This is a genomic window from Arenibacter algicola (genome assembly GCF_018860365.1).
Lineage (GTDB): Bacteria > Bacteroidota > Bacteroidia > Flavobacteriales > Flavobacteriaceae > Arenibacter > Arenibacter algicola_B.
This window is the reverse complement of the sequence record NZ_JAHKPO010000014.1, coordinates 449,843-466,742: the sequence shown is the minus strand read 5'-3', so window position 1 is coordinate 466,742 and position 16,900 is coordinate 449,843. Positions and strand designations below refer to the sequence as shown.

The 16,900-nt window shown below is 40.7% G+C and carries 10 protein-coding genes; 9 read left to right on the top strand and 1 reads right to left on the bottom strand.

What is annotated here, in order from left to right; genetic code table 11:
- Nucleotides 1-4: 4 nt before the first annotated feature.
- The 8 genes from KO529_RS13270 (at nt 5) to KO529_RS13235 (ending at nt 13,692) form a co-directional block, all read left to right on the top strand.
- Nucleotides 5-1,303: an anthranilate synthase component I family protein gene (locus KO529_RS13270; protein WP_215948355.1), complete on the top strand. Its 1,299-nt coding sequence runs from the start codon at nt 5-7 to the stop codon at nt 1,301-1,303.
- Between the two features lie 84 nt (nt 1,304-1,387).
- Entirely contained in the window at nt 1,388-2,233 is an 846-nt protein-coding gene (locus tag KO529_RS13265) for an alpha/beta hydrolase (protein ID WP_215948354.1), read from the top strand.
- Nucleotides 2,234-2,265: 32 nt separating this feature from the next.
- A complete protein-coding gene (tilS, locus tag KO529_RS13260) occupies nt 2,266-3,570 on the top strand; it encodes a tRNA lysidine(34) synthetase TilS (protein WP_215948353.1) in 1,305 nt (434 codons plus the stop codon).
- A complete protein-coding gene (locus KO529_RS13255; protein WP_215948352.1) occupies nt 3,570-5,552 on the top strand; it encodes a protein-disulfide reductase DsbD family protein in 1,983 nt (660 codons plus the stop codon). The genes tilS and KO529_RS13255 overlap by 1 nt, the downstream gene beginning before the upstream one ends.
- A 116-nt stretch (nt 5,553-5,668) precedes the next feature.
- Nucleotides 5,669-7,549, top strand: coding sequence for a CocE/NonD family hydrolase (locus KO529_RS13250; RefSeq protein WP_215948351.1), 1,881 nt, complete (start codon nt 5,669-5,671; stop codon nt 7,547-7,549).
- Nucleotides 7,550-7,639: 90 nt separating this feature from the next.
- Entirely contained in the window at nt 7,640-10,036 is a 2,397-nt protein-coding gene (locus KO529_RS13245) for a penicillin acylase family protein (RefSeq protein WP_215948350.1), read from the top strand.
- Between the two features lie 177 nt (nt 10,037-10,213).
- The gene (locus KO529_RS13240) at nt 10,214-11,749 is read left to right on the top strand and encodes a YifB family Mg chelatase-like AAA ATPase (RefSeq protein ID WP_215948349.1); all 1,536 of its coding nucleotides are present in this window, start codon (nt 10,214-10,216) and stop codon (nt 11,747-11,749) included.
- A 512-nt stretch (nt 11,750-12,261) separates the two neighbouring features.
- Nucleotides 12,262-13,692 carry a M20/M25/M40 family metallo-hydrolase gene (locus KO529_RS13235; protein ID WP_252734395.1) on the top strand — a complete coding sequence of 477 codons (1,431 nt, stop codon included), beginning with the start codon at nt 12,262-12,264 and terminating at the stop codon, nt 13,690-13,692.
- A gap of 394 nt (nt 13,693-14,086) precedes the next feature.
- On the opposite strand, the gene KO529_RS13230 is transcribed toward KO529_RS13235, so the two are convergent.
- Nucleotides 14,087-15,238: a hypothetical protein gene (locus tag KO529_RS13230; RefSeq protein WP_215948347.1), complete on the bottom strand. Its 1,152-nt coding sequence runs from the start codon at nt 15,236-15,238 to the stop codon at nt 14,087-14,089.
- 227 nt (nt 15,239-15,465) lie between these two features.
- On the opposite strand from KO529_RS13230, the gene KO529_RS13225 reads away from it, so the two are divergent.
- Nucleotides 15,466-16,749, top strand: a complete 1,284-nt coding sequence (locus KO529_RS13225) for an agmatine deiminase family protein (protein WP_215948346.1) — start codon at nt 15,466-15,468, stop codon at nt 16,747-16,749.
- Nucleotides 16,750-16,900 lie beyond the last annotated feature (151 nt).

The window sequence follows — 16,900 nt, the reverse complement described above, 5'->3', positions numbered from 1 at the left end:
GTCTTTGCGAAAAAAGGTTTCATTTACAGTTCCGGACATTGCAGGTTTTAAGCAATCCCTATTACATTGGTCCCAACAATATTATGAGTTTGTTTGGCTGGACAGTAATGGACATAAAAGCAAGTACAGCTCTTTTGATGGTATGCTTGCTGCGGATGCACTAACATCTATAGTAACGGATACCCAAAACGCATTTGAGGATCTAAGCAATTACCAATCCAATACTAAAGATTGGATTTTTGGCTATCTCTCCTACGACTTAAAAAATGATACAGAACAACTTTTTTCCAGCAATCCCGATGGCTTGAACTTTCCTGCGCTGTATTTCTTTCAGCCCAAAAAATTAATAGAAATACAGGGAACAGTGGTCACCTTCCACTACCTAAATATGGTGGCGGATGAAATTGAGGAAGATTTTAATAACATCCTGGAAGGACCTAAACCATTTGCCCCAGAATTGGAAAATCAATCGGATGTCAAAATTAAACTTAGAATATTTAAGGACGAATATTTTAGTCGTGTAAATAAAATGCTGAACCATATCCACAGAGGAGATATATACGAAGCCAACTTCTGTCAAGAATTTTATGCGGAGAATACTAAAATAGATGCTTTAAGGACTTATCTAAAACTCAATTCCATAACCAGGGCACCTTTTTCTGCCTTTTTAAAAATAAACGATAAATACCTATTATCCTCTTCCCCGGAGCGTTACGTTAAAAAACTGGGCAACAAAATTATATCCCAGCCAATTAAGGGCACTGCAAAACGCTCATTGGATAAAAACGAAGACAGGCTATTGGTAGAGGCCTTGGAAAAGGACCAAAAAGAAAGGGCCGAAAATATTATGATTGTGGATTTGGTAAGGAACGATCTATCCAAAAGTGCTTTGAAAGGTTCTGTAAAGGTTGAAGAACTCTGTAAGGTATATTCCTTTGATCAGGTGCACCAGATGATCTCCACTATAACAGCAGAGGTCTCCAGCACCAAAAATCCGGTGGATATTATCAAGGAAACGTTTCCCATGGGCAGTATGACCGGGGCTCCAAAAGTGTCTGCCATGCGGATAATAGAGGAGCTTGAAGCCTCGAAAAGAGGACTCTATTCTGGAACGGTGGGTTATTTTACCCCTGATAACGAATTCGATTTTAACGTGGTCATCCGAAGCATTCTCTATAATAAAACGGCCCAATATGTCTCTTTTTCCGTAGGGAGTGCCATAACTGCCAAGGCAATTCCAGAAAAAGAATACGAGGAATGCCTGCTTAAGGCCAAGGCTATGAGACAGGTACTTGAAAATTAATAGGCCATTTGGTAATATTCAATTTTCAATCTACCTTAAGCGTTTATAAATTTAGGTATACCTAATACTCTATATTTAATAACTATGGATGTAAGAATGCTTGATCTTCATTATAAGAACATCCCCATTAACGCATGGTATTCCAGACCCAAAATAGTTAGAGGTGCCGTGGTACTGGTACATGGTTTTGGCGAACATTCGGGCCGCTACATGTACGATGTGATCCCAAGACTTTTGGAAGAAAATTTGGCCGTATTTTGTTATGACAATATTGGTCATGGAAAATCTGGCGGAAAACGGGGGCATTGCCCTAGTTATATGGCACTTTTGGAACTATTGGACAATATAATTGCAAAGGCAAGAATGCTAAACCCCAATAAGCCCATATTCCTTTACGGACATAGTATGGGGGGAAATCTGGTATTGAACTACGACTTGAGAATAAAATCGGATTTGGCCGGTATTGTGGCGACGAGTCCATACCTTAAATTGGCTTTTCAACCCCCTAAATGGAAAATGATCTTAGGCAAAGTTATGTTGAAAATAATTCCCTCAATTACAATGTCATCTGGCCTGAATCCACAACATATCTCCAGAATAAACCAGGAGGTGGAAAAATACATTGCAGACCCTTTAGTTCATGACCGAGTAAGCCCCATGTACTCTTTTCCCATAATGGCGGCAGGGGAGTGGGCTATAAACAACGCCAGCAAACTAAAGGCAAAAACCCTTTTATTGCACGGTACCGGCGATAAAATTATAGATTATAGAGCTACCGAAAAATTACACAAAAACTCCAATAGTACCGAACTACATTTAATTGAAGGCGGCTATCACGAATTACACAAGGATGTTGGAAGCAAAAACACTTTGGATATAATCGGCATTTGGCTAAGGAACAGCTTGGACCAGTTCTATAACCAAATGTAGTTGCTGTCATTTTTCTTGTGTAAATTAGCCGTGTGTTAGAAAACTTTAGGAATCACATAGACCTACACTTTCCCCATCTAAAAGAAGGTAAATTTATATTGGCCTGTAGTGGGGGTGTGGACAGTGTTGTCCTGGCACATTTATGTAACTCCTATCGGTTGGATTTCTCCATAGCGCATTGCAACTTTAAATTGCGCGGGGAGGAAAGTGATAAGGATGAAGAACTGGTCAGGGATTTGGCCGAGAATTTGGGCAAGGAAATTTTTGTGACCACTTTTGATACCCACGGGTATATGGCCCAACATAAAACCAACTTGCAAATTGCTGCACGGGAACTCCGCTATAATTGGTTTTCGCAAATAATGGCAATTCACTATATTAAAACCCTTGTCACAGCCCATCACGCCGATGACAGTTTGGAAACCTTTCTTATCAACTTGTCCAGGGGAACGGGAATCGAAGGGCTTACCGGAATACCATCGCATACCGACACCATCTCCAGACCCTTATTACAATTTTCCAGGAGCGAGATCAAAAGATATGCGGAAGTCAATGCCATTCGTTGGAGAGAGGATGCCAGTAATGAAAATACCAAATACTTAAGGAATAACATTAGGCATAATATTATTCCGAAGTTAAAGGAACTCAATCCCTATTTTTTAGAAAATTTTTTAAAGACCCAAGAATATCTTCGGCAGACCCTAGAAATATCCAATCAGCAAATAGTCCAATTAAGAAAGCAACTTTTTTCAAAAGAGGACGGAATAGAAAAGGTAAATGTAGACTCCCTGTTGGCACTTAATCCTACCAAAGCATATCTCTTTCATTTCCTTCGGGAGTACGGGTTTACACAATGGGACGACATTTACGGACTTCTAAGCGCCAACAGCGGAAAAGAAGTGCATTCAAACACCCATAGATTACTGAAGGACAGGGACTTTTTGTTGTTAAAACCCATAACGCTTAAAAATACCGAGGTTTTTAATATTGATGACGGACAAGAGGCGGTATTAGAACCTATATCCTTAAAATTCAGCACGGTTAAAGCCATTGGGGAAACCTCTTCTAAGATAATTTATGTAGATAAAGAAACGTTAAAGTACCCATTAACAGTCCGTAAATGCCAAAAAGGAGATTATTTTTACCCCCTTGGAATGTCGGGTAGGAAAAAAATATCCAAATATTTCAAGGATGAGAAGATGGATGTTTTTGCCAAAGAAAACCAATGGTTGGTGTGTTCTGGCAATAATATTGTCTGGATAATAGGAAAACGTGCCGACGAACGTTATAAAATTACGGATAGGACTAAAGAAATTTTAAAGATTACATTAGAATAATGAAACATATACTGGGATTGATTTTAATGGTGTTCAGTTTTTTCTTGGGGTTTTCCCAGTCGGATAATGATCCGGCCATATGGACCTATGAAGCAGAAAAAATATCGGATACCGAGTACAAGCTTATCTTTAAGGCCGATATATATGAAGGCTGGCATATCTATTCCCAGTTTACGGATGAAAATGGTTCTTTGCCAAGTGAATTTACATTTGAAAAGGCAGGTGAGGACTATGAATTGGTAGGAACCACTACAGAAAGTGAAACCCTTACCGAATACTCCGATATTTTTGAGGTGGATGAAACTTTCTTCAAGGAAAAGGCTGTCTTTACCCAAAAAATAAAATTATTGAATCCGGAGGTTAAACAGGTTACCGTTGATTTGTTCTATCAAATCTGCAAGGAGGTCTGCATCCCAAAGGATGAAATATTCCATATTTCCCTGACCGGAGAGGAAATAGTTGTTGCGGAACAGAATGTGGACCAGCGAAGCCTGGATATGAGTGCTGCCTTAATGCTGGACCTTAAGCACAAGGAATTGTTGGTTAACGGGGATATAAATGCCGTGAATGAAAAATCTGGTCTTTGGACCATTTTCGTTTTAGGCTTTTTGGGCGGCTTAATTGCGCTTCTAACTCCCTGTGTATTTCCTATGATACCATTAACAGTATCCTTTTTCACCAAACAAGGGGCCAACAGATCCAAAGGAATTGCAAATGCCTTGCTGTACGGTTTTTTTATAGTACTTATTTACTTTTTATTGAGTTTGCCCTTTCATTTGTTCGATTCTGTAGATTCACAAATATTGAATACCATTGCCACCAATGTATGGCTAAACCTATTCTTCTTTCTCATTTTTATATTTTTCGCCTTCTCCTTTTTCGGATATTATGAATTGACGCTCCCTAGTTCATGGGCCAATAAAATGGACTCGGCCTCCTCCAAGGTGGGAGGAGCTTTTGGAATCTTTTTTATGGCAGTTACCTTGGCCATTGTATCCTTTTCCTGTACAGGTCCTATTTTAGGAGGATTGTTGGGCAGTACTGCTTTGGCGGAAGGAGACGTGGCTACCAACCTGTCCATGGGGATGGTCGGTTTTGGAGTGGCCCTGGCCTTGCCCTTTGGCCTTTTTGCATTGTTCCCTACATGGCTTAATTCGCTGCCTAAATCTGGAGGATGGATGACTACGGTAAAGGTTACCCTTGGTTTCTTGGAATTGGTATTGGCATTTAAATTTCTGTCCAATGCGGATTTAGTAGGGAACTGGGGAATTTTTAAACGGGAAATATTCTTGGGGATTTGGATATTATTATTTGTATTGCTTTCCCTTTACTTATTCGGAATATTTAGATTTCCGCACGACGGACCAAAACAACGATTGTCGACTGGCAGGAAGCTTACCGCCGTCCTAAGCACAGCTTTTGCCGTCTACCTAATATTGGGGCTATCCAAAATAACCGATTTGAAATTATTGAGCGGTTTTCCGCCACCACAGTTTTATAGCATTTTTGAAACAGAAAGCGATTGCCCTTTAGGAATAGATTGTTTCAAGGATTTTGACAAAGGCCTTGCCCATGCCAAAAAGGTAGGCAAACCGGTACTGTTGGATTTTACGGGATGGGCCTGTGTAAATTGTAGAAAAATGGAGGAAACGGTCTGGAGCGAGCCGGATATCTATCCTATCCTTAAGGACGAATATGTTTTGATATCGCTCTACATAGATGATAGAAAGGAATTGCCTGCCGAAGAACAATTCGATTTTAAATACGAATCCGGACGCGTAAAAAAAATTAATACCGTGGGTGAAAAATGGGGTACTTTCCAGACTTTGAACTTTAATGCCGCCTCTCAACCATATTATGTAATCATGTCCCCTGATCTGGAAATTTTGAACACAGCTGTTCAATATACAGATCGGGACACCTATAAGGAATGGTTAAAAAAAGGGGTGAGCAATTTTAAGGAATTGGGGCAGCTTAAATAAGACCCACACAAAAGTGTTCCTGGTTATTTAACCATTAAACCATGTCCCTGACAGGGTAAATAATCGTGAAATGGGCATAAAATCCTATAGATACAATTAAAACTAAATCAGCCTTCATGAGAAAGATTATATTTATTTTATCGGCTATAATACTGGTATCGTGTGGAAGAATAGGGATTCAACCTTCCACAAATAAAACCAACACCGGAGTTGTTGATACATATAACCCCACTAATTTTTACAACAAAAAGGAAGTCACCATTCCTATGAGGGATGGAATAAAATTACATACCACAATCTACTCCCCCAAGGATACTTCCAAGAAGTATCCCATTCTCATGTCCAGAACGCCTTATAGCTCCAGACCCTATGGCTCTAACGAATATAAAGCCTTGATATCTCCCAATAGAAAAATGATGAAGGAGGGGAATATTGTAGTTTACCAAGATGTTAGGGGCAGGTGGAACAGTGAAGGGGTCTATGACAATATGAGGGTTTATATTCCCAATAAAAAGGATGGGGAAGTAGATGAGGCCTCGGACACTTATGACACTATAGAATGGCTGATAAACAATGTGGAAAACCACAATGGCAATGTAGGCATTTGGGGAATTTCCTATCCTGGTTTTTATGCCACTTATTCTTTATTGGATGCCCATCCAGCACTAAAGGCGGTTTCGCCCCAAGCCCCGATCGGGGATTTCTTTTTCGACGATTTTCATCATAATGGTGCTTATTTACTGAGCTATTGGAGGGCTACGGCGGTATTTGGATATATAAAAGACCAACCTACCACCGAAGAATGGTATTCTTTTCCCGAACTGGGCACAGAAGACCAATACCAGTTCTTTTTGGATGCCGGTCCATTGTCCAACTTGGACAAGTATTACAAAGAGGACAATGTTTTTTGGCAGCAACTAAAAGAACATCCGAACTATGATGATTTTTGGCAAAAGCGTGGAATCATACAACATTTGGAAAATATTAAACCGGCAGTGATGACCGTTGGAGGCTGGTTTGATGCGGAAGATCTTTACGGTCCATTAAACACCTATGAACATATAGAAAAAAACAGTTCCAATTATAACACCATCGTAATGGGGCCATGGAGCCACGGCGATTGGTCCAAGGAAACAAAACGCCAAGCCATTGGCAATGTCTATTTTGGGGATGATATCTCAAAATTCTATCAGGAAAATATTGAAACCAGGTTTTTTAATCACTTTTTAAAAGGGGAGGGGGCGACCACTAATTTGCCCGAGGCCTATGTTTTTGATACGGGTACCAAGGAATGGAAAACTTTTGATACCTGGCCTCCCAAGAACACCTCCAAGGAAACGTACTCCTTACAGCGCAATGAACGTTTGGGACAGATTGCAACTAGGGAATACTCCTTTCAGGAATTTATAAGCGACCCAAAAAAACCTGTCCCTTATTCCGAAGACATAAAAATGGTGTTTACCCCTCGTAAGTTCATGACCGATGATCAACGTTTTGCCGCCCGTAGACCCGATGTTTTAATATTTGAAACCGAACCCTTGGAAACGCCACTTACCCTTGCCGGTGATATCATGGCGAAACTTAACGTTTCCACCACTGGTACGGATGCAGATTGGATTGTAAAAGTTATTGATGTATATCCCGCAGACCATAAGGATTACGAGGAGACCCAGGCCTATTTAAAAATGGGCAACTATCATCAAATGGTTCGTAGTGAGGTAATGCGAGGCAGATTTAGAAACGATTTTTCAAAACCCGAACCTTTTGTTCCTGAAGAGGTAACTCAGGTTAACATTCAACTTCAGGATGTTTTCCATACTTTTAAGAAAGGCCATAAAATACAGGTGCAGGTCCAAAGTACTATGTTTCCCTATATAGATATTAATCCTCAAACCTTTGTAGAAAATATATTTCAAGCCAAACCTGAAGACTTTCAAAAACAAACACATCGTGTCTACAACACTTCTTTAATAGAGTTTACCACCCTAAAACCTTGACATTATTTTCACTTTAAGAAATAAAAGTACTCCCAGGAGTACTTTTTTTATATCCTGAATTGCCATACCTTTAATCTAAAACCTATAAGTGTGAAAGTATTAAAAAAGCTGCTCTGGATAATTTTGGGCATTATCGCAATATTGGCCTTGAGTAGTGCCATTTATGTTTATACCCATACCCCGGAGTATGCCGGCAACATTGAAACGGATAAATTAAATAATAAGGTGGAGGTTTATTTTGACACCTATGGTATACCTCATATTTATTCAAATTCTGAAGAAGATGCCCTAAGAGTACTGGGTTATGTCCATGCCCAGGACAGGCTGTGGCAAATGGAGTTGCTTCGCAGGATTGCAAAAGGCGGACTTTCGGAAGTTTTTGGTGAGGATATGCTTAAAACGGACAAATTCTTTCTGTCCTTGGGTATAGATGATGCCTCCCAACAAACCGTGGAAAAAATTTCAAAAAACAGCCCCATGGTCAAACTTTCCCAGGCATATTTGGATGGGATCAATAAGTTTATAGCAGAAGGGCCAACTCCCATTGAATTTCATCTTACCAGCTTGGAAAAAACTCCTTTTACACTTAAGGACATCTATAATACCGTTGGATATATGGCCTTCAGCTTTGCCATGGCCCATAAAACCGATCCCTTGCTGACGAACATTAAGAACAAACTAGGGCCAGCCTATTTAAGTGATTTGGAAATAGGCGCCGACCCCAAAAAAACATTGATCAAAAATTACAAGCCCAGCATTCGAGATTCCATTAAAAATGAAATTGCCAGCTTGGTTTCAGAGGTATTGAAAGATTTTCCGGTCCCTCAATTTGAAGGGAGCAATAGTTGGGTAATAGCTCCAAATAAGACCAAAAACGGTAAGGTTATTTTGGCCAACGACCCCCATATTGGTTTTGCCCAACCCTCCGTTTGGTATGAGGCCCATGTAAATGCCCCTACCTACGAAAAGTATGGTTATCATTTGGCCGGGGTACCATTTCCTTTATTGGGGCATGACCGAAAATTGGCCTACGGACTCACCATGTTCGAGAATGATGATATTGATTTTTACTATGAAGAGGAAAAACCAAATGACCCCAGCTTCTACAAAACCTCTACGGGGTGGGAAAAATATGAGTTGGCAACCAAGACCATAAAAGTAAAAGGAGAGGACGACCTTAGTTTTACCTTTAAGAAAACCCATCATGGTCCCATTCTCAACGGAATTGCCGATCAGGTAATGGACCAGCGGCCAATAGCCATGTCCTGGATCTATACCAAACTGGAAAACAAGGTAATGGATGCCCTTTATGGCATGTCTCATGCCCAAAATTTAACGGATTTCAAAGAAGCCCTGCCACATATTCATGCCCCAGGCTTAAATATTATGTACGGCGATGCCGTGGGCAATGTAGGGTGGTTTGCAACAGCCAAACTTTATCAAATGCCAGATAGTACCAATACCAAATTTATTTTGGAAGGAAGTACGGGAAAGGAGGAACCCATTCGTTATTTGGATTTTACCGAAAACCCCATGGCTATTAATCCGCCTTGGAACTATGTGTATTCTGCCAACAATCAGCCCGATTCCATCAATGGAAGGTTTTATCCAGGTTATTACCTGCCCGAGAATAGGGCGAAAAGGATTGTAGCACTTTTAGAACCGAAAAATGATTGGGATAGGGATACGGTACAGGAAATGATAGTGGATGCTACTTCCAGTGTAAATGCCAAAGTGGTCACCAATTTGGCCAAAAGTATTGAAGTAAAGGGTATGACAGAGGCACAGATTAGCGTCTTGGATAGAATGAATGTTTGGGACGGGAACAATCAACTACAACAAATAGAACCTACCGTTTATCACCGTTGGATCTACTTCTTACTAAAAAATACGTTCGAGGACGAATTGGGGCCCCAGATGTTCCAACAATTGTTGGACACCCATTTCCACAAACGGCTAATAGCCCCAATGGCCGCAAAAGATAATTCGGTTTGGTGGGATGATGTAACCACCACGGACAGTGTAGAAACAAAAAATGAAAGGGTGAACCTCGCTTTCAGACAAGCATTTCGGTCACTGGAAGAAGATTTTGGCACAGACCCCAACCAATGGACCTGGAATAAGGTACATACTCTGGAACACGGGCATCCCATAGGACAGATCAAGGCACTAAGATCATTTTTTAATGTGGGGCCCTTCCCTGTTTCAGGAACTAGGGAAGTAATCAACAATATGTATTTCAAATATGACGACACCGGTTCATACCCGGCAACTTCCGGCCCCTCTACAAGAAGGGTAATCGATTTTTCCGACATTGAAAATAGCACCAGTATACTACCAACAGGACAGTCCGGGAATCCTTTCAGTGAACATTATGAAGATCAGGCCGAAATGTACAATCAGGGCAAATTTCGAAAAATGATGATGAACAAAGAGGAGATTATCAAAACCCATGAATCCATATTGATCTTTGAGCCTAAAAAGTAATGTATCAACGGCAGTGGCCAAATTACTGTAGAAGATTAAGCCATAATATAAACCTGGACATATAGTATTAATTCCAACATTCCTTTCAAATTAGCTGCCAATACCCTATAAATTAGCTTATTATCAACACCCGAAAATTTATTTTATTTGTTTACATTTAAGACAAATAACAAGTAAATGCTTACAAAAGTTTATGGTAGTGCGGTTTTTGGGGTAGAAGCTACGACCATCACCGTTGAAGTAAATATCGACAAAGGCATTGGATACCATTTAGTAGGTCTGCCAGACAATGCTATAAAGGAGAGCAATTACCGTATAGCGGCAGCATTACAGAACAATGGCTACAAAATACCCGGCAAAAAAATCACCATCAATATGGCACCTGCCGATCTTCGCAAAGAAGGTTCGGCCTACGACCTTACCCTGGCTTTGGGTATTCTGGCCGCCTCCAATCAGATTAAATCGGAATCCATAGAAAAGTACATTATCATGGGCGAGCTTTCACTGGACGGGAGTTTACAGCCCATAAAGGGAGCCTTGCCCATAGCCATTAAAGCCAAGGAGGAGGGATTCAAGGGATTTATTTTACCCAATGAAAATGCAAGGGAAGCCGCTATAGTAGACGATTTGGAAGTGTACGGTATAGACAATATTAAAGAAGTGATGGACTTCTTTGATAAGGGTACCCCTTTACATCAAACCATAATAAACACTAAAGAAGAATTTTATAAAAGCCTGGATTTCCCTGAATTCGATTTTTCGGATGTGAAAGGACAGGAGAGTATAAAACGCTGTATGGAAATCGCCGCTGCCGGCGGACATAACATTATCCTTATAGGTCCCCCAGGTGCGGGGAAGACCATGTTGGCCAAACGCCTGCCTTCCATTTTACCGCCCATGACCTTGCACGAAGCTTTGGAGACCACCAAAATTCATTCTGTTGTGGGGAAGATCAAGAATATGGGCCTTATGAACCAAAGACCATTTCGTAGCCCACATCACACTATTTCGGACGTCGCCCTTGTCGGTGGCGGAGCATATCCCCAACCTGGGGAAATATCCCTATCCCATAACGGAGTCCTATTTTTGGATGAACTGCCCGAGTTTAAAAGGGGCGTACTGGAAGTAATGCGCCAGCCCTTGGAAGACCGGGAAGTGACCATCTCCAGAGCACGATTTACCGTAACCTATCCTAGTAGTTTTATGTTGGTGGCCAGTATGAATCCAAGTCCGGGCGGCTATTTTAATGATCCCGATGCCCCTGTGACCTCTTCTCCTGCTGAGATGCAACGTTATTTGAGCAAGATTTCAGGGCCTTTGCTGGACCGAATCGATATTCATATAGAAGTAACGCCTGTACCATTTGAAAAGCTGTCAGAGGAACGCAAAGGAGAGGGCAGTGTTGAAATACGGAAGCGGGTTACTGCCGCCAGGGAAATTCAGACCCAACGCTTTTCGGATATGGAGAACGTGCACTATAATGCCCAGATGAATACCAAACAAATACGGAAATATTGCAAAATGGACGACCCTTCCAAGGAGCTATTAAAAAATGCCATGGAGCGATTAAACCTATCGGCCAGGGCCTATGACAGAATTCTGAAAGTAGCAAGAACTATCGCCGATCTGGAAAATGCCACTGACGTCAGTGGAAATCACATTGGCGAAGCCATCCAGTACCGTAGCCTGGACCGTGAAGGATGGTTGGGGTAACAAATTGTAAACAAGACTAATGCAAATTGTCTAATAAGTATTTGGATTATCAGAGTCAAATTCCGACAACCTAACATCCCCCTCCTTGGGAGGGGTTAGGGGAGGTCGAATCACATTGGCGAAGCCATCCAGTACCGTAGCCTAGATCGTGAAGGATGGTTGGGGTAACAAATTGTAAACAAGACTAATGCAAATTGTCTAATAAGTATTTGGATTATCAGAGTCAAATTTCGACAACCTAACATCCCCCTCCCTGGGAGGGGTTAGGGGAGGTCGAATCACATTGGCGAAGCCATCCAGTACCGCAGCCTAGACCGTGAGGGATGGTTGGGGTAAGCCAGACATATTTTTAACTAATTACACCATAACAGATAACCACTATTCGCATTATGAAAATTCATTCTAAAATTCTAATCACAGCTTTCTTATTAGTAGGATTCACGGCATTAAGTCAAACAAAATCAATAGCACTTGCCAAAATTAATACAGAAGGTTTTCAGAAATCCCGAGTTATGAGCCTAATCGGCGACCTTTCAGATGTTTACGGCCCTCGGCTAACAGGAACAAATCAATATTATACAGCAGCAGAATGGGCAAAGAAGACCATGGAGAATTGGGGAGCAGACAAGGTTTATTTCGAAAATTATTGTAATGATTGTATGGGTTGGGAAGTAAAATCCTTTAATGTAGAAATGACAGCACCTGCCTATATGAAAATACAGGCCTATCCCTATGCCTGGACAGAAAGCTCCAATGGTGTCCAAATAGGCGATTTAATTTGGATAGAAAGTCATACCGATTTAGAAAATGTAAAAAACCAATGGAGCGGAAAATTAAAAGGAAAGACCATACTCATAGGTTCTGCTCCAGAACAAAATATGTTATTCGATGCACTTTCAACAAGATTTACTGAAGACCAAATTGAAGAAGCTGAAAAATCAATTGTCCCTGCCCCAAGCAACCCTTTAGGGCCAACTGCCGGTGATTTGAATTTAATTGAAGATTTAGAAGTAATATTCAACAGTTTCATGAGAAAGGACGATGCTTTTTTTGCTTTTTTAAAAGCAGAAGGAGCCTTAAGTATTTTAAGAACTACGCCTTTTTATCCAGGTATTGTTCATCCAAGTGGTACTTATAACTATAAAGAAGGTCATGTAAAATCGGTTCCATATTTCGCTATTTCACCTGAAAGTTTCGGAAAATTAAAACGCTTAATAGATAGGGAAATCAATCCGAAAATTAAATTCCATTTAGATTCCGAGCTTTATTTAAAACCTGAAAATAATGTAAACATTATAGCGGAGATTAGCGGTTCAGATCCAAAATTGAAAGACGAAGTGGTTATGATAGGGGCACATTTTGATTCTTGGCACCCAGCATCTGGAGCAACGGATAATGGAGCCGGGTCGGCAGTCATGATGGAAGTGATGCGAATAATAAAAGCAACCGGATTAAAACCAAAACGAACTATTAGATTAGCACTTTGGGGAGGTGAGGAGCAAGGATATTTAGGATCTATGGCCTACGCACAAAATCACTTTGGAAAAGTAAAGGAAAAGAATAGAAAAAAAGAGGTTGAAAGAATTTCGGCCTATATAAATATGGATAATGGTGCCGGACAAATGCGAGGTATCTATTTACAGGGTAACGAAGCGGTAAAACCCATTTTTGAAGAAATGTTGGCTCCTTATGAGTATTTGGATGTGAACAATCTAACCATTCAAAACACCAATTTTACCGATCATGATGTTTTTGATTATTACAAGATTCCTGGATTTCAGATAATTCAGGACAAGCTAAACTATAGTACAGTAACACATCACACCAATTTAGATGCTTTGGAATATGTACCGGAACGCGATATGATGATCAATGCCACCGTTATTGCAGCGCTGGTTTATCAAATTGCGGAACTGGATTCCCGTTTGCCTAGAGAAGATTAAAAGTTTCTTATTTTTTGTAAAGCAAAGTCGGGAGACTTTGCGTAGAGAGGCATTTTTGGTACCCGAGCCTGCCCCGCCGTCAGGCAGGCGCAACGCTAGCACCAGCAGGGTACTGATTTTTCCCCTCTTGGGTGAGCCTGTCCCGCCTTTTTGGCGGGAGGCTAGGGGTGGGTTTAATATGCAAAATCATTCTTTTAATCTCTTCCAATACCCAGTTCAAATTGTTCTGCTCATCCAGCCTTTTCTTGGTCAATCCGACAGTAAAAAAGCAGGTTAGCATTAGTGGGGAAGTCGAAGTGTTTTTTATTGTATGCAGGTATCTACCTATCCGTAGGTTAATAACCTCGCGCCGAGCGAGAGACCAGATTTTTTTATATCTTAAGCATAATATATGCTATTGTTCTATCCTTTTTAATTCCTGCCATTTTAACTCGTTCATGTTATCATCAAAATTGGGATCATAACCTTGAAGTTGGGTGCCAATATATTCGCCATTATTGTTCATCCAATACTGATTGGCACCTTCGTCTACCTTATAGGTCTTACCAGTAGAAACATCCGCAACATTGATACGTTCGTACATAGCATCAATAAACTGCTCCTGATTTTTGTCACTTGCGGCATTACTGGCTTTCCAACCACTCATTATGGCATCATTGATGGCATTACTTTTATTCACAAATTGCCGCTGACTTTCTTCAAAAGACCGTTGATTTTGGGCCATTCTCGCGTTAAATGCCGCCCAATTTGCCCCCACCCGTTGCGCTTCCTCCTTATTGTAAGCCATGATGGGCTCCAAGTTATAGCGGGTATTGGCCAGACTAAATATATATTGCTTTTTTGCTGTTTCAAAATAGGAAGGCTCCGCCTCCAATCCCGCTGCTATATAGAACCAATTTTGCATGGATTGGGAAGTGCTTACGTTTAAATGTACTATGGTAAAATAGGAATTACCATTCTGCAATTTCCAATCAATACCATAAACTGCGACGTCCGAACGGCTGGGCATGGCCTTAAATAATTGATCCCAGTACCATTTATCCATTTTGGTTATTTCAGGGATTTCATAATACTTTACATATTGCAATCCATTACTATTTCCCCAAGGTATAAAGTCCTGCTGCACCAATTGCTCAATTCCTGGCATCTGTCGCATTCGTTGTCCACTTTGAGAGTAGGCATATTGCAGATTTGGGTCAAAATTTGCCATAAAATTTTGAAGCGGAAAATACGTTATTTTTAAACCACGGGGTCCTGTAATGCCATCCGCTCCTAAATTCCACGAAGTTGGCATGGGGAGTATTGAAGAAACCATTCCATTTCCGTCAATATTCTTTTTCATTTCCAATTTTTCCCAATATCCGTTGGACTTAACTTCTTTGTTTTTTACTACCGGCCTACTTTCAGAATTATCCGAATTATCAGTATTGTCAGTAGTATTGGAATTATAAGACTCGGTAGTACTCTCAATGTCTTTGGCCTCATTGTGCTTACAACCCAAAAAACTTAATGCTAATAGCCACAGTAACAAACAGTTGGTTTTCATAATAAGAAACTTTTATAGGTCCGTTAATTAAAAATAATCAATTTTACTTATATATTTAGGGGGTGTTAAAAACTTTGTCCCGCTTGCGGCAAAGGGGAGCTTTTCAAATCCTGACTATTTCTTTACGGCCTTAATGGAACAATTTCAAAATGCTTTAAAATAGAAATAGGATCATGATGGTTGTGCCTATATTTATTTAAGTGTATAAACCCATAAAATGCGGTGGTATGAAGTTAATTTTAAATAGCATTTTATTTTCAATGCTGATTCTTTCGTGTTCCTCTCCCAAGAAATCCGACCCAATAATTGCTGTAAATCAACCTGCCGAGTTCGAATCCCAGGAGGCGATTTGGCTAATTTGGCCATCAACCGATCATAAGGAAGGGGAGTCCGTTGAACAAGTAACGCTTGCCATTGTTGAAGCCTTAATGGGAAATATAGGTATAGTAATAACTTGCAAGGACAAAGAACTTTTAACGCAAGCCGAGGAATCCCTAAAAAAGTATTTTGGGGAATTGCCAAAACTTAAACTTCTGCAACTCCCCTCCGTGGAGACCTGGGCACGGGACATGGGACCCATATTTGTTGAAACCAATCAAAACACTTGGGCCATTGCCGACTTCAACTTTAATGCTTGGGGCTATTCCGACACTTTGGACATAGATACAAAAACCGAGGAATTGTATGATGAAAGGGTTGCCAAACATTTTCAGCTACCCGTAATTTCAAGTAGAATGATCAGTGAAGGGGGAAATAGGGAAGTGAATGGCAAAGGTACCCTAATTACCACGGAAGCAGTAGAAATGGACAGAAATCCAGACATGACCAAAGCGGATATGGAGAAGGAATACAAAAGGCTCTTGGGGGTTAAAAAGATTATCTGGTTAAAACAGGGTTTGGTGGAAGACGATCATACTTTCCGTGGCCCCATAACCACCGTAGACGGTGACAAAGCCTATACGGTAGTTACTACCAATGGTCATGTTGACGAATTTGCCCGCTTTGTAAATGATTCCACGATCCTTTTCGCTAAGATGGATAGTGTAGATCTCGAAGATCCAATTGCCTTTGAAAACCACAAACGCATGGAGGAAAATTACCGAATATTGTCTGAAGCAACAGACCAGAATGGCAAGCCATTTACTATTATCAGAATGCCACTACCCGGAACAATTTTTTCAAGTATGAATCCAGGGGATTATGTTTACGAGTACATTAAAACACTGGACTATACCAACGGAAGTACCTTTCCGAATGGAGAGCCCATAAAAGTCATGGCGGCACTCAGCTACCTTAATTTCATTATAACCAATAAGGTGGTCATTGGACAGCGTTGTTGGAGGGAAGGCATGTCTAAGGAGTTGAAACTAAAGGATGAAGAGGCTGCTCAAATTTTGCAATCCGTTTTTCCCGACCGAAAAATAGTCATGATCGATGCCCTTGCCGTTAATTTAGGTGGTGGGGGCATACATTGCATCAGTATGCACCAGCCGTTATTTTCTTCCAATTAGAGGTGTAACTACAGGGGACTTCCCTGTAAATACTACACTATTATTTCCTTGCCTAGTCCGTTGGCTTATATGGCACATCTGCCCACTATTAGGCCAGCTCGTGCCCAAAGTTACTTATATCAAAAAAAGAAGAATTGTTATCAAAAAACAC

Bases quoted from the DNA above. Each gene is read 5' to 3' on its own strand.
- KO529_RS13265 (WP_215948354.1), top strand. From the start codon at position 1,388: ATGGATGTAAGAATGCTTGATCTTCATTATAAGAACATCCCCATTAAC.
- KO529_RS13255 (WP_215948352.1), top strand. From the start codon at position 3,570: ATGAAACATATACTGGGATTGATTTTAATGGTGTTCAGTTTTTTCTTG.
- KO529_RS13250 (WP_215948351.1), top strand. From the start codon at position 5,669: ATGAGAAAGATTATATTTATTTTATCGGCTATAATACTGGTATCGTGT.
- KO529_RS13240 (WP_215948349.1), top strand. From the start codon at position 10,214: ATGCTTACAAAAGTTTATGGTAGTGCGGTTTTTGGGGTAGAAGCTACG.
- KO529_RS13235 (WP_252734395.1), top strand. From the start codon at position 12,262: ATGAGCCTAATCGGCGACCTTTCAGATGTTTACGGCCCTCGGCTAACA.
- KO529_RS13230 (WP_215948347.1), bottom strand. From the start codon at position 15,238: ATGAAAACCAACTGTTTGTTACTGTGGCTATTAGCATTAAGTTTTTTG.
- KO529_RS13225 (WP_215948346.1), top strand. From the start codon at position 15,466: ATGAAGTTAATTTTAAATAGCATTTTATTTTCAATGCTGATTCTTTCG.